Source organism: Luteimonas wenzhouensis, from assembly GCF_007859305.1.
GTDB classification, from domain to species: Bacteria; Pseudomonadota; Gammaproteobacteria; order Xanthomonadales; family Xanthomonadaceae; genus Luteimonas; species Luteimonas wenzhouensis.
In genome coordinates this window covers 511,407-535,510 of the sequence record NZ_VOHE01000002.1, presented here as the reverse complement: position 1 = coordinate 535,510, position 24,104 = coordinate 511,407, and the positions used below count along the sequence as shown (strand labels likewise).

Below are 24,104 nucleotides of genomic sequence, written 5' to 3'. Positions count from 1 at the left end.
CGCCCCACCGACGGAGCAGCCGCATGGCATCGGCTAGGCGCACGCTTGGCGTGCTGTTCGTGCTCTCGGCCCTGGTTGCCGGGGCCGTGGCGTACTGGCTGTACGACCGGTACACCGGCTTTGCCGACGCGCCGCTGTCCGGGATCGAGGCGGGGACGACGCTGCAGGTCGCGCGCGGCGATTCGTTCCGGCGCGTGCTGGCCAGGCTGCGCGAGGCCGGCGTGCGCGACGGCCACGATCTGGAGTGGCAGCTGCTTGCGCGCGAACTCGGCGCCGACGCGCGGGTGCAGGTGGGCGAGTACGCACTGGAGCCGGACATGACGCCGCGCACGCTGCTCCAGCGCATGCGCGACGGCCGCGTCATCAGCTACCGCTTCACCATCGTCGAGGGCTGGAACATGCGCGAGCTGCGCGCGGCGCTGGCCAGGGCCACGCCGCTGGTGCAGACCATCGGCGAACTGGACGACGCGGCGCTGATGGAGAAACTGGGTCGTCCCGGCGTGCACCCCGAAGGCCGGTTCCTGCCCGAGACCTACGTCTACACGCGCGGCGACAGCGACCTCGACGTGCTCCGCCGCGCCAATGCCGCGCTCGAGCGGGTGCTGGAGCAGGCGTGGGTCCAGCGTGCGCCCGACCTGCCGCTGGCCAGCCCCGACGAGGCCCTGGTGCTGGCCTCGATCATCGAGAAGGAAACCGGCATCGCCGAGGAGCGAGCCCGCATCGGCGGCGTGTTCGTGCGCCGGCTGAAGCTGGGCATGCGGCTGCAGACCGATCCGACCGTGATCTACGGCATGGGCGCCAGCTTCGACGGCAATATCCGTCGCGCCGACCTGCTCGCCGACACGCCGTACAACACCTACACCCGCGACGGGCTGCCGCCGACGCCGATCGCGATGGCGGGCGCGGACGCGATCCGCGCGGCGACGCAGCCGGCCGAGGGCGACGAACTGTACTTCGTCGCGGTCGGCGACGGCAGCGGCCGCCACGTGTTCTCGCGCACCCTGGCCGAGCACAACCACGCGGTGCGCGAGTACGTGCGCCGCTATCGCGAGAGGTTCGGTCCGCGATGAGCCGTCCTGCAGGCGCCACCCTGCCGGCCGCCGGCCCGGACGACATCCAGGTGCACCCGCGCCTGGTCTCGCTCGAAGGCGGCGAGGGCGCCGGCAAGACCACCGTGCTCAACGCGCTGCGCGAGGCGCTGCGCGAAGGCGGCGCGGACGTGGTGAGCACGCGCGAGCCCGGCGGCACGCCGCTGGCCGAACGCATCCGTGGCCTGCTGCTCGACCGCGAACACGAAACGCCCACCGCCGATGCGGAACTGCTGCTGATGTTCGCGGCCCGCGCCCAGCACGTGCACGAGACCATCCGCCCCGCGCTCGCGCGCGGCGCCTGGGTGCTGTGCGACCGCTTCACCGATTCGAGCTACGCCTACCAGGGCGGCGGGCGCGGCATCGACCCGGCGTGGATCGCCGAGCTCGAGCGGCGCGTGGTCGGCCTGCGTCCGGGCCTGACCCTGCTGCTGGACATCGACGTCGCCCGCGGACGCGCCCGCACCCGCGGCCGCGACCTGGTGCCGGACCGGATCGAGTCCGAGCGCGACGACTTCTTCGAGCGCGTGCGCGCCGCCTACCGCGCGCGCGCCGCCGCCGAACCGGCGCGCTTCCGCGTCATCGACGCTTCTCGACCGGCCGACGAGGTGGCGCGCGAGGCGGTGCGGCTGCTGCGTGAATGGCGGGACGGCGCATGATCCCGGAGCTCGCGCCCTGGCAGCAGCGCGCCTACGACCAGGCGGTGGCGACCCTGGCCGAGGGCCGGCTCGGCCACGCGCTGCTGCTGTGCGGGCCCGAGCGCCTGGGCAAGCGCGCGGTCGCCGAAGCGCTGGCGCGCTACGTGCTGTGCCAGTCGCGCGGCGCCGATGGCCGCGCCTGCGGCACCTGTCGCAGCTGCCGGCTGTTCGACGCGCGCTCGCAGCGCGACCCGGTCGAGGTGCGGCCCGACGGCTCGCCGGCGCATCCCTGGGGACACAGCGCGCATCCGGACTACATCCTGGTCGGCTACGAGTGGCGGCTGAAGCCCTCGCCGCCGAAGCCGCGCACCGAGATCGTCATCGACCAGGTGCGCGAGCTGTCCGAGCGGCTGGCGCTGTCGGCCGAGCACGGCGTGCGGATCGCGATCGTCGAACCGGCCGACGCGGTCAACTACAACGCCTGGAACGCGATCCTCAAGACGCTCGAGGAGCCCCAGCCGGGCCGCTACCTGTGGCTGGTGGCGTCCAGTCCCTCGCGCCTGCCGGCGACCATCCGCAGCCGCTGCCAGCGCCTGGAGATGCGCCTGCCGCCGCGCGACGAGGCGCTGGCCTGGCTGCACGCGCAGGGTCATGACGTGGACACCGCGCAGGCCGCGCTCGACGCGGCGCGCGGCCATCCCGGCCTGGCCGACGCGTGGCTGCGCGACGGCGGGCTCGCGCTGCGCAAGGAAGTCGCCGCCGATCTTGCCCGGGTCGCGCGCGGCGAGTCCGGTCCGATCGAGACCGCGCAGCGCTGGGCCGCGGACGAGGACGCGGCGCTGCGGCTGTACCACGCCGCCGACCTCGCCCTGGCCGAAGCTTCAGGCTTGACCGATCCGGCGCGAATCCGGAAGCTGGCGCAGTGGTTCGATGCGGCCAACCGGACGCGGGACCTGCTGCGCACCACGGTGCGCGCGGACCTGGCGATCGCGGAGCTGCTGGTCGCGTGGCGCGCCGTCCCGGCGCGACAGGCGCCGGGACAGGAGCGAGGGGGTAACCGATGAGCAGCACCCCGGGCGGCGCACGGCAGGGCATCCTGTCGCTGGCCCTCAAGGACAAGGCGACGCTGTACAGCGCGTACATGCCGTACCTCAAGTATGGCGGCATTTTCGTGCCGACCCCGCGCCGCTACTTCCTCGGCGACGAGGTGTTCCTGCTGCTGACCCTGCCCGAATCCAACGACCGCCTGCCGGTGGCCGGCAAGGTCGTCTGGGTCACGCCGACCGGCGCCCAGGGCGCGCGCACCGCCGGCGTGGGCGTGCAGTTTTCCGACACGCCCGAGGGCGAGGCGGTCAAGAACCGGATCGAGACCCTGCTCGCCGGCAGTCTCACCGCCGAAAAGCCCACCCACACGATGTGATGCGCGCCGTGGCCGGCCGCCGCAGTCGCACGTGGACGCTGCTGCTGGCCGCGCTGCTGGCCTGCGCCGCGCCGGCGGCAGCGCAGGGCGAGACGCAGCGCGAGGAGGCATGGCTGTGGCTGGACGACGGCCACGTCCGGCTCGCGATCGCGCCGGACCTGGGCGGCCGCGTGGTGCACCTGTCGCTGCCGGACCGGCCCAACCTGCTCAAGGTCGGCGCCGCGCTGGCGCAGGTGCCGCCGCCCGCACCGGCGGCCGACGGGATCGACATCCCCTACCTGGGCCACGTGCTGTGGGCCGGCCCGCAGTCGGGCTGGTGGCTCGACCAGGACGTGCATCCGGGGCGCCGCGAAGCCGCCGCGCCGTGGCCACCGGACCCGTGGCTGGCCTATGGCCGCAACCGCGTCGTCGAACGCTCCGCGCACGCGGTCGCGCTCGAAGGCGTCGACAGCCCGGTCAGCGGCCTGCGCGCGCACCAGCGCTATCGCCTGTCGGGACGGGCGCCGGCGACGGTCGAACTGGAGGCCGAGGCGGTCAACGTCCGTGACCGCGAGATCGAACGCGACCTGTGGTTCAACACCCGCCTGCCGGCCGCCAGCCGCGTGTTCGTACCGGTGGCCGGTCCGGAGGACGCGCGCCTGCGCGCCGATGGCGATGACTTCTTCGCAGGTCCCGTCGCCTGGTGGGAGGACGGGCTGTACTCGCTGCAGGCCGAACCGCCGCCGCAGGGCAAGGGCGGGCGTCGCGGCAAGGTGTTCATCCGTCCCTCCGCGGGCTGGCTCGCCGGCTTCAACGCCGGCCAGCTGCTGCTGATCCGCTTCGACCTGCAGCCCGACGCATCGATCCATCCCGAGCACGGCCAGGTCGAGGTCTACCAGCAGTGGCACCACGACGACCCCGGCGCCGGCCTGCTCGAACTCGAGGTGCACGCGCCGCTGCGCAGGCTCGCGCCGGGCGAATCGATGCGGGCGGCCGAGACCTGGACGGTGCTGCCCTACGACGGGCCGGAGACGCTCGAGGCCCAGCGCGCCGCGCTGCTTGAGGCCCTGCGCGAGGTCGGACTCGCGCCCTGAGGGGCCCGCGCGGCGCGAATCCCGAAGCGCCTGCGGCGCAGGCGCTGTCGTCGAACCGCGAGACCGTGTCGCACGGATCGAGGTCGCGCGCGCTCCCGCGCCCGTGGCGCGCGGCGACGCGACGGCCCAGGGTCGTCGTCGCGCCTGCTTGCGTCAGGCCGCCTGGCCGGCGTCCGCGCGCAGCGCCGGGTTGTCCCAGCCCGGGCGCGGCGCGAAGCGGTCGCCGTAGCGGCCCTGCAGCGCCTTCAGGCGCGCCAGCACGTTCTCGACCCCGAGCTCGCGAATGGTCTGGATCGGGCCACCGCGGAACGGCGCATAGCCGGTGCCGAAGATCACGCCGGCATCGAGCAGGTCCGCGTCCTCGACCACGCCCTCGTGCAGCGCGGCCACCGCCTCGTTGAGCAGCGGCAGCACGAGCCGGTCCTCGAGGTCGCCGGGCGCCTTGTAGTCCTTCGGTACCTCGGGCTTCTTCGGCTTGCCGTTCTCCCAGGCGTAGATGCCCTGGCCGTCCTTCTTGCCGCGCTTGCCGGGCTCGGGCGGCTGCGACAGCGCCGGCGGGATCGCCAGGCCGAGGAACGGCGCCAGCTCCTGGCCCACGCCGTAGGCGACGTCCAGGCCGACCGTGTCGATCAGCTCGATCGGCCCCATCGGCATGCCGAACCTCACCGCCACCTTGTCGATCACCGGCGCGGGGATGCCCTCGGCGTACGCGGTTGCCGCCTCGAGCATGTACGGGAACAGCAGCCGGTTGACCAGGAAGCCGGGCGTGCCGGCGACCGGCACCGGCAGCTTGTCGAGGGCCTTGCAGAACGCGGCCAGGCGCTGCCCGGTGCGCGGCGCCATCGCGTCGTGGCGCACGATCTCCACCAGTGGCATCAGCGCCACCGGGTTGAAGTAGTGCAGGCCGGCGAACTGCGCCGGGCGCGCGATGTGTTCGCGTAGCTCCTCGAGCGGGATCGAGGAGGTGTTGGTGGTCAGCAGCGCGTCGGGCTTGAGTCGCGGCTCGACGTTCGCGTACAGCTCGCGCTTGGCATCGGCGCGCTCGATGATCGCCTCGATCACCAGGTCGGCATCGGCCACGCCGTCGCCGGCGAGGTCGGACTTCAGCCGCGCGGCCACCGCCGGGCGCTTGCCTTCGTCCTTCACCCGCTTGGCGAACAGCTCCTGCGCGCGGGCGATGGCGCCGTCGATGAACTTCTGTTCGCGGTCCTGCAGCGTGACCTCGAAACCCTTGTACGCGGCCCACGCGGCGATGTCGCCGCCCATTACGCCGGCCCCGACCACGTGCACGCGATGGATGTCGTGCGGATCCTTGCCGCCCAGGCCCTTGAGCCGCTCCATCAGGAAGAACACGCGGGTGAGGTTGCGCGCGGTCGGGGTGCCGGCCAGCTTCACCACCGACTTCTGCTCGGCCTTGAGCAGGGCCTGGATCCCGCCGCCGCTGCGGCGCCAGGTCTCGATCAGCGCGTAGGGCGCGGGGTAGTGGTCCTTGCGCGCCTTGCGCGCGACCTGCCTGGCCAGCACCGGCGCGAGCACCTGCCGCACCGGCCAGGTATTGGTGAACCAGCCCAGGAAGCGCTGGCGGAACGGACGCTGCGTGCCGCGCAGGGCCAGTTCGGCCGCGGCATCGACCAGCACCGCCGGCTCGACCACCTTGTCCACCACGCCCATGGCGCGGGCCGCGGCGGCGGACAGGTTGCGCCCGGTCAGCATCACGTCCATCGCCGCCGGCGCGCCCACCAGGCGCGGCAGGCGCACGCTGCCGCCCCAGCCGGGGTAGATGCCGAGCTTGACTTCGGGCAGGCCGATCCGGGTCGACGGGTCGTTGCTGGCCACGCGGTAGTCGCAGGCCAGCGAGATCTCGGTGCCGCCGCCCATGCAGAAGCCGTGGATCGCGGCGACCGTGGGGCAGGGCAGCTCGGCCAGGCGCTGGAACGCCTGCTGGCCGCGGCGGATGGAGTCGCCGATCGTGCCCTTGCGGTCGAACTCGGCGAACTCGCGGATGTCGGCGCCGGCGATGAAGCCCTTGTCCTTGGCCGAACGCAGGACCAGGGCCCTGGGCGGATCCAGGGCCAGCCGCTCGAGCAGCGATTCGAGTTCGATCAGCACGTCCTGGCTGAAGGTGTTGACCGACTCGCCGGCGCGATCGAACGACAGCACGGCAACGCCGTCGGGGCGCTGCTCGACCTGCCAGTGGCTGAAGCGCAGTCCGTCCAGGCCAGCAATCATGCGGGACCATCCGTTAGGGTATGGGTAGCCCTTTATGATCCAGAGGGTGTTGCGCCGCAGTCAAATCCGGCGCCGGCCGGGCCCGGGGCAAACCGCCTCCGCGCCTTGTGCCGCCTGCCGGGCGCCCCCAGTTCGGGCGATCGGGGCGGAACTTCCGGCCCTGGACGCGGTCACAGGCCCCGGTCGCCAGGCCGGGCAGGGTTTTGCAAGGGCAGGAGCGCCGGGCCGGATGGCCGAGATCGATACCCAACAACTGGACCTGGAGCTGGTCAGGCGCGTACAGCGCGGCGACAACGCCGCGTTCGACCTCCTGGTGCGCAAGTACCAGCACCGGATCGCGGCCCTGATCGGGCGCTACGTACACGACTGGAGCGAGGTCCAGGACGTCGCCCAGGAAACCTTCATCCGCGCCTACCGCGCGATCGGCAACTTCCGCGGCGACTCCCAGTTCTACACCTGGCTGCACCGGATCGCGGTCAACACCGCCAAGAACCACCTGGTGGCCAGCAACCGCCGCCCGCCGGGCGCGGACATCGACGTCGAGGACGCCGAACAGTTCGATTCCGGCATCCGCCTGCGCGACAGCGACACGCCCGATCGTGAACTGATGCGCCAGCAGCTGGAACAAACGGTGATGCGCGCGGTCGAAGCATTGCCCGAGGAGCTCAGGCTCGCGATCACGCTGCGCGAGGTCGACGGCCTGAGCTACGAGGAGATCGCCCAGCGCATGGGTTGCCCGATCGGCACGGTCCGCTCGCGCATCTTCCGGGCGCGCGAGGCGATCGACCAGGAGCTCAGGCCCCTGTTGGACAGCGATACCAGAGCGGAGCGAGCGGCACGATGATCCACGTCGACGACAACGAGCCGGTGCAGATCAGGCCCGATCCCGACAAGCTGTTCCTGTACCACCGGCAGCAGCTGTCGGCGATGCTCGACGGCGAACTCTCGCCCGACGAGGCGCGCTTCATGCTGCGCCGCCTGCAGCACGACACGGTGCTGGCGGCGTGCTGGGAGCGCTGGCAGGTGTGCGGCGACGTGCTGCGCGGCCAGCGCAACGACCTGCTGCCGCCCGACTTCGCCCAGCGCGTGGCGCAGGCGGTGGCCGGCGACGCGGGCGAGGGCGGGCGCGATGCTTCGGTGCGCCTGGTCCGTCCGCGGATCGCGCGCTGGGGCGGCGGGGCGGCGATCGCTGCCTCGGTGGCCTTGCTCGCGGTGTTCGCCAGCCGCCAACTGCCGGTGCCGGGCCAGTCGCCGGCGACGGGCGAGCGCACGCCGCTGGTGGCCGAACTCGCCGCTCCCACCGCTCCCGAGCCGGCTCCGCCGGTCGCGCGACAGCCGGCCGGCGCGGCCGGACGGGAGCTGGCCGACGCCGTGGCCAATGCGCCCGGCGAGGTCGCTGGCGCCGGTTCGGAGGCCGCGCTCGCGCTGGCGGCGTCCGCGGCGGCGCTGGCCGACACGCCGCGCCGGGCCGCCGAGCGCCGCGAGCGTGCCCAGGCGCCGGCCGTGGCGCGGGTCCGCGAGGCGCGGCCGGACGCGTCCCCCGCCGTCCCGCCGGAGGCGACGCCGGACCGCGCGTCCGTCGACGTCGCCCTGGCGTCGATGTCCGCCGCGGAACCGCCCGCGGCGGCGGCCACCAACGACCCGTTCCCGGTGCCGCCGGCCGGTGCGACGCGTCCCTGGCCGCGATCGCTGCTGCCCTCGGCCGGTGGCTATACCGTTTCCGGTGGCGGCCTGGCCCCGCGCGCGCCGGTATTCGAACCGTTCCTGCCCGCCACGCCGCAGGCCCTGCCCTGGCCGCCGCCCGCCGATCCGGGCGAAGCGGCCGCGGCGGACGCGCGCCAACCCTGAGCCGGTTGCGTGCATGATGTCGGCGCAGCGCCCGCGCGCGGCGCCACCCGCGGCGCAGGCCCCAGGCCCGCGCGCACGGCCCGTCCTGGTTGAATCCGAGAACCCGTCCCGATGAAAACACCGGTCTCCGCCTTCGCCCTGATCCTGCTGGTTTCCGCCGCCGCCACCGCGGTGGCGCTGCCGATCGCCACCGCCCGGACCCCCGCCGGGGCCGCGGTGGCCGCCGCGGCCCAGCCCACCACCGTGCCCGCCGCGCCGCTGGTCTCGGGACTGCCGGACTTCACCCGCCTGGTGGAGGAGGTGGGCCCGGCCGTGGTCAAGATCGACACCACCATCGGCGCGCGCCGCAGCCAGTCCACCGACGAGGAACTCGAGGAGCAGATCCCCGAGATCTTCCGCCGCTTCTTCGGCCCTGGCTTCCAGTTCCCCGGGCCGGGCGGCCGCAGCCCCGCGCCGCGGGGCCGTGCGATGGGCACCGGCTTCATCATCTCCGGCGACGGCTACATCCTGACCAACCACCACGTCATCGACCGGGCCGACGAGGTCAAGGTCACGCTCACCGACCGGCGCCAGTTCGAGGCCACCGTCGTGGGCAGCGACGAACGCTCGGACGTGGCGGTGCTCAAGATCGACGCCAAGGACCTGCCGGTGGTGCGCACCGGCGACGCCTCGACCGTCAAGCCGGGCCAGTGGGCGGTGGCGATCGGTTCGCCGTTCGGCTTCGAGCAGACGGTCACCGCCGGCATCGTCAGCGCGGTCGGGCGCAGCAACCCCTACGCCAACCAGCAGTACGTGCCCTTCATCCAGACCGATGTCGCGATCAACCAGGGCAACTCGGGCGGCCCGCTGCTCAACACCCGCGGCGAGGTGATCGGGATCAACTCGCAGATCTTCAGCAACTCCGGCGGCTACATGGGCGTGGCCTTCGCGATCCCGATCGACGTGGCGATGAACGTGGCCGAGCAGATCAAGGAGACCGGCCGGGTGCGTCGCGGGCAGCTGGGCGTGGTGTTCCAGGCCACGCCGATCACCACCGAGCAGGCGCGCGGGTTCAAGCTGCCCGACACGCTCGGCGCGCTGGTCAGCGAGGTGGTGCCCGGCAGCGCGGCGGAGAAGGCCGGGATCGAGGTCGGCGACGTGATCCGCAGCGCCGACGGCGTGGTCATCCGCCAGCCCGGGGACCTGCCGCCGATCGTGGGCAACAAGGCGCCGGGCACGCGGATCAAGGTGGTCGTGCTCCGCGATGGCCGCGAGCGCCGCTTCGACGTGGTGCTGGGCGAGCTCGAGGACGATCCGGTCGCCAGCGCTGCCCCCGCCCGCCCGGGCGGCCCGTCCGCGGGCCCGGCCGGCGCGGCCAACGTGCTCGGCCTGGTGATGCAGGACCTGGGCGAGGCGCAGCGCCGCCAGCTGGGCCTGCAGGCGGGCGAGGGCGTGGCCATCGCCCGGGTCGAGGGCCGCGCGGCGCGCGAGGCGGGGCTGTCGCCCGGCGACGTGGTGCTGCGCGTGGGCCGGACCCCGGTGGACAGCGTGGCCGCGCTCGAGCGCGAGCTGCGCGGGGTCAAGCCGGGCCAGACCGTGATGCTGCTGGTGCGCGGCCGGTCCGGCGGCACCCGCTTCGTGGCGATCACCCCCGACGGCGACGACTGACCGGTCGGCCGCCCCGCCGGCCCCGCCCGCGGCCCGCGCGAACGGGCCGCGGGGGTCGGTCCGCGGCGCCTGCCGCGGCCGCGCGCAGACGGGGCGGGGCCGGCCCTGTGCGATAATCCCGCGTTGTCCCGGAACGAGCGAGCGGCTGCCGCCTCCCCCATGTCAGACCCGATGCGGCAGATCCGCAACTTCTCCATCATCGCCCACGTCGACCACGGCAAGTCGACCCTGGCCGACCGCATCATCCAGCTGTGCGGCGGGCTGACCGAGCGCGAGATGGAAGCGCAGGTGCTCGACAACAACCCGATCGAGCGCGAGCGCGGCATCACGATCAAGTCGCACTCGGTGTCGGTGTCCTACACCGCCCGCAACGGCGAGACCTACCACCTCAACTTCATCGACACCCCGGGCCACGTCGACTTCAGCTACGAGGTCAGCCGCTCGCTGGCCGCCTGCGAGGGCGCGCTGCTGGTGGTCGACGCCGCCCAGGGCGTGGAGGCGCAGTCGGTGGCCAACTGCTACACCGCGGTGGAGCAGGGGCTGGAGGTGGTGCCGGTGCTCAACAAGATCGACCTGCCTACCGCCGACGTCGAACGGGCCAAGGCCGAGATCGAGGCGGTGATCGGCATCGACGCTTCCGACGCGGTCGCGGTCAGCGCCAAGACCGGCCTGAACGTGCAGGAGGTGCTCGAGGCGATCGTGCACCGCATTCCGCCGCCGAAGCGCCGCGACACCGACAAACTGCAGGCGCTGATCATCGACTCCTGGTTCGACAACTACCTGGGCGTGGTCTCGCTCGTGCGGGTGATGCAGGGCGAGGTCAAGCGCGGCGACAAGCTGCTGGTCATGTCCACCGGCCGCACCCACCAGGTTGACGACGTCGGCGTGTTCACCCCCAAGCGCAAGTCCACCGGCAAGCTCTCGGCTGGCGAAGTGGGCTGGATCACGGCCTCGATCAAGGACGTGCACGGCGCGCCGGTGGGCGACACGCTGACCCTGGCCGGCGATCCCGCGCCCGAACCGCTGCCGGGCTTCCAGGAAATGCAGCCGCGGGTGTTCGCCGGGCTGTTCCCGGTGAACGCCGAGGACTACCCGGACCTGCGCGAGGCGCTGGACAAGCTGCGGCTCAACGACGCCGCCCTGCGCTTCGAGCCCGAGAGTTCCGAGGCGATGGGCTTCGGCTTCCGCTGCGGCTTCCTGGGCATGCTGCACATGGAGATCGTGCAGGAGCGGCTGGAGCGCGAGTACGACCTCGACCTGATCACCACCGCCCCGACGGTGATCTACGAGGTGCTGCGCACCGACGGCGAGGTGATGCCGCTCGACAATCCGGCCAAGCTGCCGCCGGTGAACCAGATCGTCGAAGTCCGCGAGCCGATCATCCGCGCCAACATCCTCACCCCCGAGGCCTACATCGGCCCGATCATCAAGCTGTGCGAGGACAAGCGCGGGGTGCAGCTGGGTATCCAGTACCTCGGCAGCCAGGTGCAGATCAGCTACGAGCTGCCGATGGCCGAGGTGGTGCTGGACTTCTTCGACCGGCTCAAGTCGGTCAGCCGCGGCTACGCCTCGCTCGACTACCACTTCATCCGCTTCGAACCCGGCCCGTTCGTGCGCGTGGATACCCTGATCAACGGCGACCGGGTCGACGCGCTGTCGATCATCGTCCATCGCAGCCACGCCGAGCGCCGCGGCCGCGAGCTGACCGAGAAGATGAAGGAACTGATCCCGCGCCAGCAGTTCGACGTGGCGATCCAGGCCGCGATCGGCTCGCAGATCATCGCCCGCACCAACGTCAAGGCGCTGCGCAAGAACGTGCTGGCCAAGTGCTACGGTGGCGACATCAGCCGCAAGAAGAAGCTCCTCGAGAAACAGAAGGAGGGCAAGAAGCGGATGAAGCAGGTCGGTCGCGTCGAGATCCCGCAGGAAGCGTTCCTGGCGGTGCTCCAGGTGGACAACAAGTAGGGGATGGGCTGACATGATGAAGTGGTTCGAGCTGGCGCTGGTCGTGCTCACCTTCGCGACCGGCCTGGTCTGGATGCTCGACCGCCTGTTCTTCGCGCGCCGGCGCGCGCAGCGGGCGGGCCTGCTCGAGCCCAAGGAGCCGATCGTCGTCGACTACGCGCGGGCGTTCTTCCCGGTGCTGTTCGTGGTCCTGGTCCTGCGCAGCTTCGTCGCCGAGCCGTTCCGGATCCCGTCCAGCTCGATGATGCCGACCCTGCTGATCGGCGACTTCATCCTGGTCAACAAGTTCAGCTACGGCATCCGCCTGCCGGTGACCAACCGCAAGGTGATCGGGATCGGCGAGCCGCAGCGCGGCGACGTGGTGGTGTTCCGCCCGCCGCACCACCCCGACCAGGACTGGATCAAGCGCGTGGTCGGGCTGCCCGGCGACGTGGTGGCCTACCGCGACAACACCGTGTACGTGAACGGCGAGCCGTTCGCCTACGGCCCGCCGCGCCCGTACCAAGGCGTCGGCCGCGGCCGCGACATGACCGGCGCCGAGCTGATCGAAGAAACCATGCCCGGGCGCACCCACCAGATCCTCGAGACCCGCAGGCCGGGCGGCTTCGATCCCGGGGAGGGCGAATGGCGGGTTCCGGAGGGCGAGTATTTCGTGATGGGCGACAACCGCGACAGGAGCGACGACAGCCGGTTTTGGGGTACGCTCCCCGAGAGCCAGCTGAGGGGCAAGGCCTTCCTGGTCTGGATGAACCTCGACTCGACCGCGCCTGGCTGGGTCGACTGGAGCCGGATCGGCAGTGGCATCCCGTAGTCCACCGGGACGGCTGGCGGGCACTGCATCAACGGGGGAGCGGACATGAACATGCGTCGCAGGCAGGGCGGGATCACGCTGCTGGGGTTCATCATCGTCGCCGGCGTGGTGGGCTTTTTCATCTTCATCGGCATCAAGCTGTTCCCGATGTACTCCGAGTACTACTCCGTCAAGTCGGCACTCAAGGGACTGGCCACCGAAGCGGGCGTCGCCCGCTACGAGCCCTCGCGCATCCAGGACCTGCTGTTCCGGCGCCTGTACGTGAGCTACTCGAGCAACATCAAGCGCGAACACGTGAAAATCACCAGGATCGACAACGGCTGGCAGGTGGACGTCAAGTACGAGGTGCGCAAGCCGCTGGTCGCCAACCTGGACGTGGTCGGGAAGTTCCACGCCACCCAGCAGCTGATCCGCTCCGGTGAGCTCAACTGACGGACGCGCCGACCGGTTCGCCGGGCACGTCTTCTCCACGCCGTCCCTGCTGGCCCAGGCGCTGACCCACCGCAGCGCCGGCGCGCCGCACAACGAACGGCTGGAGTTCCTCGGCGACGCGGTGCTTGGCCTGGTCGTGGCCGAAGCCCTGTACGCGCGCTGGCCCAAGGCCGACGAAGGCTCGCTCACCCGCGCCCGCGCCGAGCTCGTGCGCGAATCGGCGCTGGCGGCCGTGGCCCGGCGGCTGGAGGTCGGCGAGCGGCTCGTGCTGGGGCCGGGCGAGATGAAGTCGGGCGGGCACCGGCGCGACTCGATCCTGTCCGACGCGCTGGAGGCGGTGATCGGGGCGATCTACCTCGACGCCGGCTACGAGGTATGCCGCCGGGTGGTCCTGCCCTGGTTCGAGGAGGCGGTGTCCGCGGTGCCGGCCAGCAAGGTCGGCAAGGATGCCAAGACCCGGCTGCAGGAGTGGTTGCAGGCGCGGCAGAAGCCGCTGCCGCAGTACGTGCTCGAGCACGAGGGCGGCGAGGAGCACGCGCGGGTGTTCACCGTGCGCTGCATCCTGGCCGACCCGGCGTTGGACGCGGAGGGCGTCGGCGGGTCGCGCCGGGCCGCCGAGCAGGTGGCGGCCGAAGCCGTGCTCGGGCGGCTGGCGGGCGGCTGAGATTTGCCCTCCTCCGGTGCATGCGCGGACAATCCGCGCATGGATACCCAGACCCACCGGGCCGGCCACGTCGCGGTCATCGGCCGTCCCAACGTCGGCAAGTCGACCCTGGTCAACGCCCTGGTCGGCGCCGACCTGAGCATCGTCTCCAACCGGCCGCAGACCACGCGCCACCGGCTGCTCGGCATTGCCACCGTGCCCGGCGGGCAGCTGGTGCTGGTCGACACCCCGGGCATCCATCGCGAGGGCGGCAAGCGCCCGTCGTCGGCGCTCAACCGGGTGCTCAACCGCGCCGCCCGCGGTGCGCTCGAAGGCGTGGACGCCGCCGCGCTGGTGGTCGAGGCCGGACGCTGGGACGAGGAGGATGCGCTCGCCTTCGACACCCTGCGCGAAAGCGGCCTGCCGGTGGTGCTGGTGGTCAACCAGGTCGACCGCATCGCCGACAAGGCCCGCCTGCTGCCGTACCTCAAGCAGGTGACCGAAGGCCGCGACTTCGCCGCCGTGCACCCGATTTCCGCCCTGCGCCGGCAGGGGCTCGAACCGCTGGTCGGCTCGCTGCTGTCGCTGCTGCCCGAGCAGGCGCCGCTGTACGGCGAGGACGAGATCACCGACCGCAGCCAGCGCTTCCTCGCCGGCGAACTGGTGCGCGAGCAGCTGATGCGCCAGCTCGGCGACGAACTGCCGTACGCGACCACGGTCGAGATCGAGACCTTCACCGAGGAGCCTTCGCCGAAGGCGGGCGTGCTGTACCGGATCGGCGCCGTGATCTGGGTCGAGCGCGAAGGCCAGAAGGCGATCGTGATCGGCAAGGGCGGCGCGCGCCTGCGCGAGATCGGCCGCCGCGCGCGCGAGCGTATGGAGCAGCTGTTCGACGCCAAGGTGTTCCTGCAGACCTGGGTGCGCGTGCGCGAGGGCTGGTCCGACGACGAGTCGGCGCTGCGCACCCTCGGCTACGGCGACTGACCGCGCCGGCGGGGCGCGGCGCTGGTGGTGACATGCGCTACGCAGGGGAAACCGCCTATGTCCTCCACGCCCGGCCCTGGCGCGAGTCCAGTCTGCTGGTCGACCTGCTGACGCGTGCGCACGGGCGCATCGGCATGATCGCGCGCGGCGTGCGCGGACCGCGGCGGCAGGCGCAGCTGGCCGCGTTGCAGCCGCTGCAGCACGTGCGCTTCGATGGAGTCCAGCGCGGCGAACTGGGCTACCTGTCGTCGGTGGAGGCGCTCGACGCGCCGCCGCTGCTCGCCGGGCACGCCAGCCTGGCCGCGTTCTACGTCAATGAACTGGTGCTGCGGCTGGCCCCGGGCCACGACCCCCATCCCGAGCTGTACGCGCTCTACGCACAGGTGCGCGCGCGGCTGCACGACGCGGCCGACCTGGCCTGGACCCTGCGCCGGTTCGAACGCGACCTGCTGCAGGCGCTGGGCGTGGGCTTCGATCCGGGCGTCGACGGCGACGGCGCGCCGATCGACCCGGCGGCGCGCTACCGGCTCGAGGCCGAGCACGGCCCGCGCCGGGTGCTGGGCGAGCGCAGCGGCGAGTCGCGCCAGCGCCACGCCACCGGACGCGCGCTGCTGGCGCTGGCCGCGGACGTGCGTCCCGATCCCGAGGACCTCGACAGCCTGCGCCTTGCGATGCGCACGGTGATCGCGCAGCACGTGGGGCCGCGCGGCCTGCGCTCCTGGCAGCTGGCCGCGGACCTGGCGCGCATGTCGATCCGCGCCCCCGGTCAGGACGACGACAGCGTGTCCTGAGCCGCGTCGAGGAACGCGTGCAGCGCCGCCGTCGAACCCGGCGCCGCCTGCAAGCGCAGCGTGGCCTGCAGCAGACGCGCGGCGCCCACGAAGCCGCAGCCCGAGCGCAGCCGGTGCAGCTGGTCGCCGACCGCGGCCGCATCGCCGCGTTCGGCCGCCGCCACCACCGCGTCGCGCACGCCCGGCAGCTCGGACACGAACAGCTGGCGCAGGCCGGAGACGTGGGCCGGGTTGTGGCCCAGCGCGGCCAGCGCCTGCGCCTCGTCCCAGACCGGCACGGCGCCGGGCGTGCGCGCGTACACGCCCGCCTCCTCGGCGGTACCGGCGGCGCCCTGGCCGAGCGCACGGCGCAGGGCCGCGGTCCATTCGGCCGCCGGCAGTGGCTTGGCAACGACGTCGCGGAACCCGGCGGCGCGCAGCGCCTCGTGTTCGTCGCGTTCGGGCGAGGCGGTGTGCGCGATCGCCGGGGTGTCCAGGCCGCGTTCGCGCAACAGCGCCAGCAGCTGCGCGCCGCTGCCGTCGGGAAGCCGGGCATCGAACAGCCACAGCGCATGGGCGCACGCGGTCGCCGCCTCGATCGCGCCGGCCATGTCGCAGGCCAGGTCCACCTCGGCGGGCAGCGCGCGGGTCGCGGCCAGCAGGAACGCGCGGCTGGTGGGGTCGTCCTCGACCAGCAGGATCCTTGGGTTCATCCTCGCCTCCCTGCGCTGCGGATATGCTCGGCCCATGCCCGCGCGCATCTTAACGCTATTGCTGCTGGCGCTTTGCGCCTGGCCCGTGCAGGCGCGCACCGCGACGGCGCGGATCGCCAGCCTGGAGGTGGCGGGCGTGCGGTTCGAGCGGCTCGTCGTGCGCCTGCACTGGCCCGCGGGCGCGGCGCAGGGCGAGCTGTCGATCGCCGCCGACCGCATCGCGGCGCCAGGGCTGGGGCCGGAGTACCGCCAGGTGCGCTGGCGATGCCCGCTGCGGGGCGACGGTGCCGGCGACTGGCGCTGCGCCGGGCCGTTGCAGGGTCGTGGCGGCGCGCCGATGCGGCTGGAAGTGGACCTGTCGCCGGCGTATACCGACGCCCGCCTGTCGCAGGGCGAAGCGCGCCTGCGCTTGCGGCGCAACGCCGCCACGCCCGACGCGACCCGGCTGGACCTGGCGTGCGTGCCGGTGTCCTGGGCGCGGTCGCTGCTGGCGCGCGCGTGGCCGCAGGCGCAGCCGGGTGCGGGCGTGGCCGACGGCACGATCCAGGTGCACGCGCCGGTCCGGCGGCCGCTGCGCGTGGAGGGTACGCTCGAGGTCGGCGGGCTCGCGCTGGAAACCACCGATGCCGCCGTCGCCATGGCGGGGCTGGATGGCCGGGTCGCGTTCGAATGGGTGCTGCCCGACGCCGCGGGCATGCGGCTCGCCGCCAATGGCGTCGTGCACGATGGCCAGATCCTGGTCGGCAACACCTACGTGGCGCTGTCCGGCGTGCCGGTCCGCGTCGCCGTGGAGGTGCGGCGGCTGCCCGGGGGCGGCTGGCGGTTGCCGCGCCTGGCGCTGCACGACGGCGACACGCTGCAGGCCGAGGCCGATGCCGTGCTCGCGGCCGACGGTGCGCTGCAGCGGCTGTCGCTGCAGGCACGCAGCGCGCGGCTGGCGGGATTGCCCGCGCGCTACCTGTCGGGCTGGCTGGGCCTGGCGGGGCTCTCGGGGCTGGAACTGGCGGGCGCCGCGGATGCGACCGTGCGGGTGGCCGAAGGCGCGCTCGAGGCGCTGGACGCGGGCCTGCACGGGGTGGAACTGGTGGACCCGCGCGGACGCCTGCGCATCCAGGGCCTGGCCGGCGCCGTGCGCCATCGCGCCCGTGGCCAGGCCCAGGGCGCACTCGCCTGGCGCGGCGGTGCGCTGTACGGATTGGGCTTCGGCCCCGTCGCGCTGGCGCTATCCAGCCGCGACGGGGTGATGTCGCTGCGCGAACCCGCGGCAGTGGCCGTGCTCGGCGGCGAGTTGCGGCTGCTGGATTTCGAACTCGATCCCGATGCCGGCGACGGCCCACGCCTGGGTTTCGGCCTCGAACTCGAGGGGCTGGACGTGGCCCGGCTGTCCGGGGCGCTCGGCTGGCCGGCGTTCCGCGGCACCCTGGACGGCCGCATCCCGCAGGCGCGCTACGCCAGCCAGCGGCTGGATTTCGACGGTGGCCTCTCGATGCGGGTGTTCGATGGCCGCGTCGACGTATCCGCGCTGTCGATGGAACGTCCGTTCGGGGTCGCGCCCTCGCTGTCGGCCGATCTTTCGTTGCACGGCCTCGACCTGGAAGGCCTGACCGGCGCCTTCGACTTCGGCAGCATCACCGGGCGCCTGCATGGCCGTATCGACGGCCTGCGGCTGGTCGACTGGACCGCCACCGCCTTCGATGCCTGGCTGCACACCCAACCCGCGCCGGGCGTGCGCCAGCGCATCAGCCAGCGCGCGGTGCAAGACATCTCCAGCGTGGGCGACGCCTCGTTCGTCGGCAGCCTGCAGGGCCGGCTGGTGGCCCTGTTCGACGACTTCGGCTACCGCCGCATCGGCATCGGCTGCCGGCTGGCCAACGAGGTCTGCCGGATGTCGGGCCTGCATTCAGCGGGCGCTGGATTTACTATCGTCGAAGGTTCGGGCGTTCCCAGGCTGCAGGTGGTGGGGTTCCATCGCAACGTCGATTGGCCGACCCTGGTGGAACGCCTGGCCGCCGCGGTGGCCGGCGACGTCGCGCCGGTGGTGGATTGACCGGTCGCCGGGCCGGCGGCAACGAAACGGGAGCCAACCATGCCTCGCCTGCTGGGAATGCCCATCCTGATCGCGCTCGTGCTGTGCGCCTGTGTCACCATCAACGTCTATTTCCCGGCCGCCGAAGCCCGAGAGGCGGCGCGCGAGTTCGTCGAGAAGGTCATCGGCGAGGACGGCGAAGCGCCGCCGCCCGGGGCCGTGCCGCCCGGCGACGGCGGCATGGCCTCGGGCAACCTGCGCTTCGATCCCCTCATGCTGCTGGGCATCGGTACCGCGCATGCGCAGACGCCGGACATCACCATCCGCACGCCCGTGATCCAGGCGATCCAGGCGCGGATGGAGTCGCGCTTCAATTCCGTGCTACGCAAGCATTTCGATTCGGGTGCGCTGGGTTTTGCCGGCGATGGCACGATCGTGGTGCGCGACGCGTCGAAGCTGGCGCTCCAGGACCGGGTCGCGGTGAACGCGGCGGTCGCCGACGACAACCGCGACCGCAACGCGGTCTACCGCGAGATCGCGGTGGCCAACGGCCATCCCGAATGGGAGCCGCAGATCCGCGAGGTGTTCGCGCGGCAGTGGATCGCCAGTGCCCGGCCGGGCTGGTGGTACCAGCAGGGCGGGAGCTGGAAGCAGAAGTAGCCGCGATCCACGCGCGGCCGCGCAGCCCCGGGCGGCCACATCTGCGACAATCGCCGGCCCCGCAAACAGGCTGACGCCACGTGGCCCGGATCGACCAGACGCCGTTCGAACTCCAGATCATCGACCTGAGCCACGATGGGCGTGGCGTCGCCCGCCGCGAGGGCGGCAAGACCGTGTTCGTGGCCGACGCCCTGCCGGGCGAACGGGTGCTGGCCCGCCAGACCGGGCGCTCGCGCCATTTCGACGAGGCCGCCACCCTTGAGGTGCTGGAGGCCTCGCCCGACCGCGTCGCGCCGCGCTGCGCCCACTTCGGCGTGTGCAGCGGTTGCGTGCTGCAGCATCTGGACGAGTCGAGGCAGATCCTGGCCAAGCAGCGCGTGCTGCTGGAGAACTTCGAGCGGATCGGCCACGTCGCGCCCGGCGCGGTGCTGCCGCCGCTCACCGGCGGTGCCTGGCGCTACCGGCGCAAGGGCCGGTTCTCGGTGCGCCGGGTGGAGAAGAAGGATCGCACCCTGGTCGGCTTCCGCGAGCGCGATCCGCGCTTCGTGGCCGACCTGCGCGAGTGCCACACCGTGGTGCCGGAAGTGGCCGCGCTGATCGTGCCGCTGTCGGCGCTGGTCGATGGCCTGCAGGCGCGGCGCGAGGTGCCGCAGATCGAGTTCATCGTCGGTGACCCGGAACCGGAGTTCGACGGCGCGGCTCTGGTGTTCCGTCACCTGCAGCCGCTGGGCGAGGCGGATCTCGCGGCGCTGCGGCAGTTCGGCCAGCGGCACCGGGTCGCGATCCACCTGCAGCCGCGTGGCGTGGACTCGGTGCACCCGCTGTGGCCGGAACGGCCGCGGCATGCGTTCCGGCTCGACCCCTGGGGCATCACCCTGTCATTCCGGCCGCTGGACTTCATCCAGGTGAACGCGCGCCTGAACGAGGTGATGATCGCGCGCGCGCTGGAGCTGCTCGACCTGCGGCCGGGCGAGCGCGTGCTCGACCTGTTCTGCGGGCTGGGCAACTTCACCCTGCCGATCGCGCGCACCGCCGCGGAAGTGGTGGGCGTGGAGGGCGAGGCCGGGCTGGTGGCGCGCGCGCGCGACAACGCCGCGCTCAACGGCCTGGGCAACGCCGTGTTCCACGCCGCCGACCTCACCCAGGACCAGCGCGGCACGCCGTGGATGCGCCAGGGCTTCGACAAGCTGCTGCTCGACCCGCCGCGCTCGGGCGCGATCGAGGTGCTGAAGCAGTTGCCGCTGGAGCGTTTCGGCCGCATCGTCTACGTCAGCTGCCACCCGGGCTCGCTGGCGCGCGACGCGGGGTTCCTGGTGAACGAGCGGGGGTGGCGGCTGCTGAGTGCGGGGGTGATGGACATGTTCCCGCACACGGCCCACGTCGAGAGCATCGCCCTGTTCGAGCACGGCTGACATGGCCCTGGAGATCGAGCGCAAGTTCCTGGTGACCGGCGAAGGCTGGCGCGAGGCCGCGCACGCCGTGCTGCCGATGGCGCAGGGCTATCTCAACGACATCGGCGCGATGGACCGCGGGGAGCAGCACGCCTCGATCCGGGTGCGGATCCAGGGCGGCGAGGCTTTCCTGAACATCAAGTCGCGCGAGATCGGCCGCAGCCGGCAGGAGTTCGACTACCCGGTCCCGGTGGACGATGCGCGTGCGCTGCTGGCGCTGTGCGTGGGCGGGATGATCGACAAGCGCCGGCACCTGGTGCGCCACGAGGGCCACGTGTGGGAGGTCGACGAGTTCCTTGGCGACAACGCCGGCCTGGTGGTGGCCGAGATCGAGCTCGGCAGTCCCGACGAGGCGTTCGCGCTGCCGCCGTGGGCAGGGCGCGAAGTCACCGACGAACCGCGCTACTACAACCTGGCGCTGGCCTCGCGGCCGTACTCGCGCTGGATCGCGGCCGAGCGCGGTGACCAGGACTGAACCGACCGGAGGTGCCGCCATGCATGCCCGAACCCGCCCGCTGAGGGTCGATGTCTGGTCGGACGTGGTCTGCCCCTGGTGCTGGATCGGCAAGCGCCGTTTCGAGCGTGGCCTCGCCCTGCTGGGCGATGGCGCGCCGCCGGTGGAACTGCGTTGGCATCCGTACCTGCTCGATCCCGACGCCGGCACCGATCCGGTGCCGCTGCGCGAGGCCTACGCGGCGAAGTTCGGCGGGCCCGAACGCACCGCTCAGGTCCTCGCCTCCACGCAGGCCGCGGCGCGCGCGGAAGGGCTGCCGATGGACTTCGATCGTGGACAGGTGCGGGTGACGACGCTGCCGGCGCACCGCCTGCTGTGGCTGGCCGCGCGCGAGGGCGACGCCGGGCGGGTGGGCGAAGCACTGTTCCACGCGCACTTCGCCGAAGGGCGCAACCTGGCCGACCCGGAGGTGCTGGTGGCGGCGGGCGAGGCCGGTGGGCTGCCGGGCGGACGCGTCCGGACCCTGCTGGCGGGAAACGAAGGCGCGGCCGAGGTCCGGGCCGCGGTGGCGCGGGCCCAGGCCATGGGCATCCATGCGGTGCCGACGTTCGTCATCGACGGCCGCTTCGCCGTCCAGGGTGCCCAGGCGCCGGACCTGTTCGCGCAGGCACTGCGGCAGGCGGCGGGCGAGGCGGGGCCGGGCGACGGCGCGGCCGGGGCGGGCGCGGATTGCGGGCCCGGCGGCTGCCGCGTGTGAAGACCGCCGGCGGTCGCGGGGCCGCCGTGTGCGCGGCCATCTGCCACAATGTGCCGGTGCGCGACCGCGCACGTGAAGGAGACCGCCCGGATGCTCGTGATCGGCATTGCCGGCCTTGAACTCGGCGCCCAGGAGCGCGACTGGCTGCAGAACGACGCCTGCGCGGGCGTGATCCTGTTCAAGCGCAACTTCGCCTCGCGGGCGCAAGTGACCGAGCTGTGCGCGGCGATCCGTGAGGCCGCGCCGCGGCCCGTGCTGATTTGCGTCGACCAGGAAGGCGGGCGCGTGCAGCGCTTCCGCGAGGGCTTCAGCGACCTGCCCGCGCTGGAAGGCTTCGGCCGCCTGTACCGCGAGGATCCGGAGGGCGCGCTGCGCCTGGCCGAGGAGCACGCCTGGCTGATGGCCAGCGAGATCCGCGCCACCGGCCTGGACCTGAGCTTCGCGCCGGTGGTCGACGTCGGCCACGGCAACCTCGCGATCGGCGACCGTGCGTTCTCCGAGGACCCGCAGGTGGTGGCCGAGTTCACCCGCGCCTACGTGCGCGGCATGCACGCGGTGGGCATGGCCGCCACGCTCAAGCATTTCCCCGGCCACGGCACGGTGCGCGAGGACACCCACTTCGACACCGCGGTCGATCCGCGCACGCTCGACGAGATCCGCGCCCACGACCTGGTGCCGTTCGTCGCCGGCATCGAGGCCGGGGCCGATGCGGTGATGCTGGCGCACGTGGTCTATCCGCAGGTGGCGCCGGAGCCGGCCGGTTACTCCTCGCGCTGGATCAACGACATCCTGCGCGGCGAGCTCGGCTTCCGCGGCGTGGTGTTCTCCGACGATATCGGCATGGCCGCGGCGTTCTCCGCCGGCGGGGTGAAGGCGCGCGTGGACGCGCACCTGGACGCCGGCTGCGACGTGGTCCTGGTCTGCCACCCGGAGCTGGTGGAGGAATCGCTGGCGGCGGTCGCGAACCGCAGCCTCAACACGATGGCGCTGGTCGGCCTGCTGGGCCGCGGTGCGCTGGGCTGGGACGGCCTGCTGGCCGATGCGCGCTACGGCGGCGCGCAGGCGCGGCTGGCCGCACGCATGGGGCAGATGGCATGAACGTACCGAAGCTCTCGGAAATCATGGATGCGGCCGAACTGCTGTTCGACCGCGAGGAGCTCGAGGATGCGATCGAGGACATCGCCGACGCGATCCATCCCGACTACGCCGACGACGAGCAGCCGCCGCTGTTCGTCACGGTGATGCATGGCGGCCTGCCGTTCGCCGGCCAGCTGGCCTTCGCGCTGGGCGAACGCGGACTCGATGTCGAGTTCGACTACCTGCACGCCACCCGCTACCGCGGCGCCACCACCGGCTCGCGCCTGGCCTGGCTGCACCGCCCGGCCACGCCGATGCGCGGGCGCCGGGTGCTGCTGGTCGACGACATCCTCGACGAGGGCCACACGCTCAAGGCGGTGAAGTACTGGTGCGAGGACCAGGGCGCGATCGACGTGCGGATCGCGGTGCTCGCCACCAAGGCCCACGACCGCTGCGTGGACGACATCTGCGCCGACTACAGCGGGGTCGAGGTGCCCGACCGCTACGTGTTCGGTTTCGGCATGGACTTCCACGAGCAGGGACGCAACCTGCCCGGGATCTACGCGCTGGGCGACTGAGCCCCCGCGGGCACCGCGCCGAGGCGGCGCGCTATCCTGCCCGCCCCATGCCAGCCCGACCCGACATGCACCACGATCCGATCGAACTTGCCGTCATCGGCGGCACCGGCCTGTACGCGCTGGCCGAGCTGCAGGACGTCTCCAGCCACCAGCCCGACACCCCGTACGGCACCCCGTCGGGGCCGGTCCGCGTCGGCACGCTGGGCGGCCGCCGGGTCGCCTTCCTCGCCCGCCACGGCGAGTCGCACTCGGTGCCCCCGCACCGGGTGAACTACCGCGCCAACCTCGCCGCGCTCAAGGCGCTGGGCGCCCGCCGCGTACTGGCACTCAACACCGTCGGCGGCATCACCGGGCGCTTCGGCCCGCGGGTGCTGGCCTGTCCCGACCAGCTGATCGACTACACCTGGGGCCGGATCGCGACCATCTGCGAGGAACCGGGCAGCGAAGTGCTGCACGTGGACTTCGGAGATCCGTACACGCCCGCGCTGCGCGCGCGGGTGCTGGCCGCGGCGGCCGAGGCGCGCGTCGCCGTGGTGGACGGCGGCTGCTACGGCGCCACCCAGGGGCCGCGGCTGGAGACGAAGGCCGAGATCGCGCGCATGCGCCGCGACGGCTGCGACCTCGTCGGCATGACCGGCATGCCCGAGGCGGGCCTGGCGCGTGAGATGGGGCTGGACTACGCCTGCCTGGCGATCGTCGCCAACTGGGCGGCCGGCGCCGGGCCCGATCCGGATGAAACCATTACCCTCGAGGAGGTGCTGGCGAACGTGGCCGCGGCCTCGGCCGGCATCCCGGCGCTGGTGTCGGCGCTTCTGGCCCGATGATTGCATACGCCCCTGA

General features: G+C 72.7%; 24 protein-coding genes. 22 read left to right on the top strand and 2 right to left on the bottom strand.

Annotation, left to right across the window (positions count from 1 at the left end):
• Positions 1–23: 23 nt before the first annotated feature.
• From mltG to FQY79_RS05810, 5 genes are read left to right on the top strand one after another with little or no spacing between them, the layout of a single operon-like run.
• On the top strand, positions 24–1,070 hold the full coding sequence (gene mltG / locus FQY79_RS05830; protein WP_146311626.1) for an endolytic transglycosylase MltG: 1,047 nt from the start codon (positions 24–26) through the stop codon (positions 1,068–1,070).
• Positions 1,067–1,747 carry a dTMP kinase gene (tmk, locus tag FQY79_RS05825; RefSeq protein WP_146311624.1) on the top strand — a complete coding sequence of 227 codons (681 nt, stop codon included), beginning with the start codon at positions 1,067–1,069 and terminating at the stop codon, positions 1,745–1,747. Before mltG ends, tmk begins: the two co-directional genes overlap by 4 nt.
• On the top strand, positions 1,744–2,790 hold the full coding sequence (locus tag FQY79_RS05820; protein ID WP_146311622.1) for a DNA polymerase III subunit delta': 1,047 nt from the start codon (positions 1,744–1,746) through the stop codon (positions 2,788–2,790). The genes tmk and FQY79_RS05820 overlap by 4 nt, the downstream gene beginning before the upstream one ends.
• Positions 2,787–3,146, top strand: a complete 360-nt coding sequence (locus tag FQY79_RS05815) for a PilZ domain-containing protein (RefSeq protein WP_146311620.1) — start codon at positions 2,787–2,789, stop codon at positions 3,144–3,146. The genes FQY79_RS05820 and FQY79_RS05815 overlap by 4 nt, the downstream gene beginning before the upstream one ends.
• Positions 3,146–4,219, top strand: coding sequence for a DUF4380 domain-containing protein (locus FQY79_RS05810; RefSeq protein ID WP_146311618.1), 1,074 nt, complete (start codon positions 3,146–3,148; stop codon positions 4,217–4,219). The genes FQY79_RS05815 and FQY79_RS05810 overlap by 1 nt, the downstream gene beginning before the upstream one ends.
• 153 nt (positions 4,220–4,372) lie before the next feature.
• Here FQY79_RS05810 and FQY79_RS05805 read toward each other — a convergent pair whose 3' ends face one another.
• Positions 4,373–6,448 carry a 3-hydroxyacyl-CoA dehydrogenase NAD-binding domain-containing protein gene (locus FQY79_RS05805; RefSeq protein WP_146311616.1) on the bottom strand — a complete coding sequence of 692 codons (2,076 nt, stop codon included), beginning with the start codon at positions 6,446–6,448 and terminating at the stop codon, positions 4,373–4,375.
• Positions 6,449–6,677: 229 nt separating this feature from the next.
• Here FQY79_RS05805 and rpoE point away from each other — a divergent pair, with 229 nt between their 5' ends.
• From rpoE to recO, 9 genes are all read left to right on the top strand, one after another.
• A complete protein-coding gene (gene rpoE / locus FQY79_RS05800) occupies positions 6,678–7,292 on the top strand; it encodes an RNA polymerase sigma factor RpoE (protein WP_146311614.1) in 615 nt (204 codons plus the stop codon).
• On the top strand, positions 7,289–8,296 hold the full coding sequence (locus tag FQY79_RS05795; protein WP_146311612.1) for an RseA family anti-sigma factor: 1,008 nt from the start codon (positions 7,289–7,291) through the stop codon (positions 8,294–8,296). The genes rpoE and FQY79_RS05795 overlap by 4 nt, the downstream gene beginning before the upstream one ends.
• A 111-nt stretch (positions 8,297–8,407) precedes the next feature.
• Complete coding sequence (locus tag FQY79_RS05790; RefSeq protein WP_146311610.1) at positions 8,408–9,943, top strand: DegQ family serine endoprotease; 1,536 nt, start codon at positions 8,408–8,410, stop codon at positions 9,941–9,943.
• Between the two features lie 171 nt (positions 9,944–10,114).
• A complete protein-coding gene (gene lepA, locus FQY79_RS05785; protein WP_146311913.1) occupies positions 10,115–11,908 on the top strand; it encodes a translation elongation factor 4 in 1,794 nt (597 codons plus the stop codon).
• Between the two features lie 16 nt (positions 11,909–11,924).
• Positions 11,925–12,719 (top strand): signal peptidase I, encoded by a 795-nt coding sequence (lepB, locus tag FQY79_RS05780; RefSeq protein WP_146311911.1) that lies wholly within the window; start codon positions 11,925–11,927, stop codon positions 12,717–12,719.
• A gap of 45 nt (positions 12,720–12,764) precedes the next feature.
• Positions 12,765–13,151, top strand: coding sequence for a DUF4845 domain-containing protein (locus FQY79_RS05775; protein ID WP_425463180.1), 387 nt, complete (start codon positions 12,765–12,767; stop codon positions 13,149–13,151).
• On the top strand, positions 13,138–13,815 hold the full coding sequence (gene rnc / locus FQY79_RS05770; RefSeq protein WP_146311608.1) for a ribonuclease III: 678 nt from the start codon (positions 13,138–13,140) through the stop codon (positions 13,813–13,815). Before FQY79_RS05775 ends, rnc begins: the two co-directional genes overlap by 14 nt.
• Before the next feature lie 39 nt (positions 13,816–13,854).
• The gene (era, locus tag FQY79_RS05765) at positions 13,855–14,778 is read left to right on the top strand and encodes a GTPase Era (RefSeq protein WP_146311606.1); all 924 of its coding nucleotides are present in this window, start codon (positions 13,855–13,857) and stop codon (positions 14,776–14,778) included.
• A gap of 32 nt (positions 14,779–14,810) precedes the next feature.
• Positions 14,811–15,569: a DNA repair protein RecO gene (recO, locus tag FQY79_RS05760; protein ID WP_146311604.1), complete on the top strand. Its 759-nt coding sequence runs from the start codon at positions 14,811–14,813 to the stop codon at positions 15,567–15,569.
• On the opposite strand, the gene FQY79_RS05755 is transcribed toward recO, so the two are convergent.
• On the bottom strand, positions 15,545–16,261 hold the full coding sequence (locus FQY79_RS05755; RefSeq protein WP_146311602.1) for a response regulator: 717 nt from the start codon (positions 16,259–16,261) through the stop codon (positions 15,545–15,547). The two genes, recO and FQY79_RS05755, sit on opposite strands and share 25 nt — an antisense overlap.
• 34 nt (positions 16,262–16,295) lie before the next feature.
• Here FQY79_RS05755 and FQY79_RS05750 point away from each other — a divergent pair, with 34 nt between their 5' ends.
• From FQY79_RS05750 to FQY79_RS05715, 8 genes are all read left to right on the top strand, one after another.
• Complete coding sequence (locus FQY79_RS05750; RefSeq protein ID WP_146311600.1) at positions 16,296–18,308, top strand: translocation/assembly module TamB domain-containing protein; 2,013 nt, start codon at positions 16,296–16,298, stop codon at positions 18,306–18,308.
• A gap of 57 nt (positions 18,309–18,365) precedes the next feature.
• Positions 18,366–18,947: a YdbL family probable chaperone protein gene (locus FQY79_RS05745; RefSeq protein WP_246123018.1), complete on the top strand. Its 582-nt coding sequence runs from the start codon at positions 18,366–18,368 to the stop codon at positions 18,945–18,947.
• Between the two features lie 80 nt (positions 18,948–19,027).
• Positions 19,028–20,359, top strand: a complete 1,332-nt coding sequence (gene rlmD, locus FQY79_RS05740) for a 23S rRNA (uracil(1939)-C(5))-methyltransferase RlmD (protein ID WP_146311596.1) — start codon at positions 19,028–19,030, stop codon at positions 20,357–20,359.
• 1 nt (position 20,360) lies between these two features.
• Positions 20,361–20,873 carry a CYTH domain-containing protein gene (locus FQY79_RS05735; protein WP_146311594.1) on the top strand — a complete coding sequence of 171 codons (513 nt, stop codon included), beginning with the start codon at positions 20,361–20,363 and terminating at the stop codon, positions 20,871–20,873.
• A gap of 40 nt (positions 20,874–20,913) precedes the next feature.
• Positions 20,914–21,609 (top strand): DsbA family oxidoreductase, encoded by a 696-nt coding sequence (locus tag FQY79_RS05730; RefSeq protein ID WP_146311908.1) that lies wholly within the window; start codon positions 20,914–20,916, stop codon positions 21,607–21,609.
• Between the two features lie 90 nt (positions 21,610–21,699).
• On the top strand, positions 21,700–22,707 hold the full coding sequence (nagZ, locus tag FQY79_RS05725) for a beta-N-acetylhexosaminidase (RefSeq protein WP_146311592.1): 1,008 nt from the start codon (positions 21,700–21,702) through the stop codon (positions 22,705–22,707).
• On the top strand, positions 22,704–23,264 hold the full coding sequence (locus tag FQY79_RS05720) for a hypoxanthine-guanine phosphoribosyltransferase (protein WP_146311591.1): 561 nt from the start codon (positions 22,704–22,706) through the stop codon (positions 23,262–23,264). Before nagZ ends, FQY79_RS05720 begins: the two co-directional genes overlap by 4 nt.
• Positions 23,265–23,329: 65 nt before the next feature.
• Positions 23,330–24,088, top strand: a complete 759-nt coding sequence (locus tag FQY79_RS05715) for an S-methyl-5'-thioinosine phosphorylase (protein ID WP_146311906.1) — start codon at positions 23,330–23,332, stop codon at positions 24,086–24,088.
• The last annotated feature ends 16 nt before the right edge of the window (positions 24,089–24,104 follow it).

Excerpts from the sequence above, each read along its gene's own strand:
- FQY79_RS05815 (WP_146311620.1), top strand. The coding sequence starts at position 2,787 with ATGAGCAGCACCCCGGGCGGCGCACGGCAGGGCATCCTGTCGCTGGCC.
- era (WP_146311606.1), top strand. The coding sequence starts at position 13,855 with ATGGATACCCAGACCCACCGGGCCGGCCACGTCGCGGTCATCGGCCGT.
- FQY79_RS05790 (WP_146311610.1), top strand. The coding sequence starts at position 8,408 with ATGAAAACACCGGTCTCCGCCTTCGCCCTGATCCTGCTGGTTTCCGCC.
- FQY79_RS05775 (WP_425463180.1), top strand. The coding sequence starts at position 12,765 with ATGAACATGCGTCGCAGGCAGGGCGGGATCACGCTGCTGGGGTTCATC.
- FQY79_RS05795 (WP_146311612.1), top strand. The coding sequence starts at position 7,289 with ATGATCCACGTCGACGACAACGAGCCGGTGCAGATCAGGCCCGATCCC.
- FQY79_RS05810 (WP_146311618.1), top strand. The coding sequence starts at position 3,146 with ATGCGCGCCGTGGCCGGCCGCCGCAGTCGCACGTGGACGCTGCTGCTG.
- mltG (WP_146311626.1), top strand. The coding sequence starts at position 24 with ATGGCATCGGCTAGGCGCACGCTTGGCGTGCTGTTCGTGCTCTCGGCC.
- recO (WP_146311604.1), top strand. The coding sequence starts at position 14,811 with ATGCGCTACGCAGGGGAAACCGCCTATGTCCTCCACGCCCGGCCCTGG.
- lepA (WP_146311913.1), top strand. The coding sequence starts at position 10,115 with ATGCGGCAGATCCGCAACTTCTCCATCATCGCCCACGTCGACCACGGC.
- FQY79_RS05735 (WP_146311594.1), top strand. The coding sequence starts at position 20,361 with ATGGCCCTGGAGATCGAGCGCAAGTTCCTGGTGACCGGCGAAGGCTGG.
- FQY79_RS05745 (WP_246123018.1), top strand. The coding sequence starts at position 18,366 with ATGCCCATCCTGATCGCGCTCGTGCTGTGCGCCTGTGTCACCATCAAC.
- FQY79_RS05715 (WP_146311906.1), top strand. The coding sequence starts at position 23,330 with ATGCACCACGATCCGATCGAACTTGCCGTCATCGGCGGCACCGGCCTG.
- rpoE (WP_146311614.1), top strand. The coding sequence starts at position 6,678 with ATGGCCGAGATCGATACCCAACAACTGGACCTGGAGCTGGTCAGGCGC.
- lepB (WP_146311911.1), top strand. The coding sequence starts at position 11,925 with ATGAAGTGGTTCGAGCTGGCGCTGGTCGTGCTCACCTTCGCGACCGGC.
- nagZ (WP_146311592.1), top strand. The coding sequence starts at position 21,700 with ATGCTCGTGATCGGCATTGCCGGCCTTGAACTCGGCGCCCAGGAGCGC.
- FQY79_RS05805 (WP_146311616.1), bottom strand. The coding sequence starts at position 6,448 with ATGATTGCTGGCCTGGACGGACTGCGCTTCAGCCACTGGCAGGTCGAG.
- FQY79_RS05750 (WP_146311600.1), top strand. The coding sequence starts at position 16,296 with ATGCCCGCGCGCATCTTAACGCTATTGCTGCTGGCGCTTTGCGCCTGG.
- tmk (WP_146311624.1), top strand. The coding sequence starts at position 1,067 with ATGAGCCGTCCTGCAGGCGCCACCCTGCCGGCCGCCGGCCCGGACGAC.
- FQY79_RS05755 (WP_146311602.1), bottom strand. The coding sequence starts at position 16,261 with ATGAACCCAAGGATCCTGCTGGTCGAGGACGACCCCACCAGCCGCGCG.
- FQY79_RS05820 (WP_146311622.1), top strand. The coding sequence starts at position 1,744 with ATGATCCCGGAGCTCGCGCCCTGGCAGCAGCGCGCCTACGACCAGGCG.
- FQY79_RS05720 (WP_146311591.1), top strand. The coding sequence starts at position 22,704 with ATGAACGTACCGAAGCTCTCGGAAATCATGGATGCGGCCGAACTGCTG.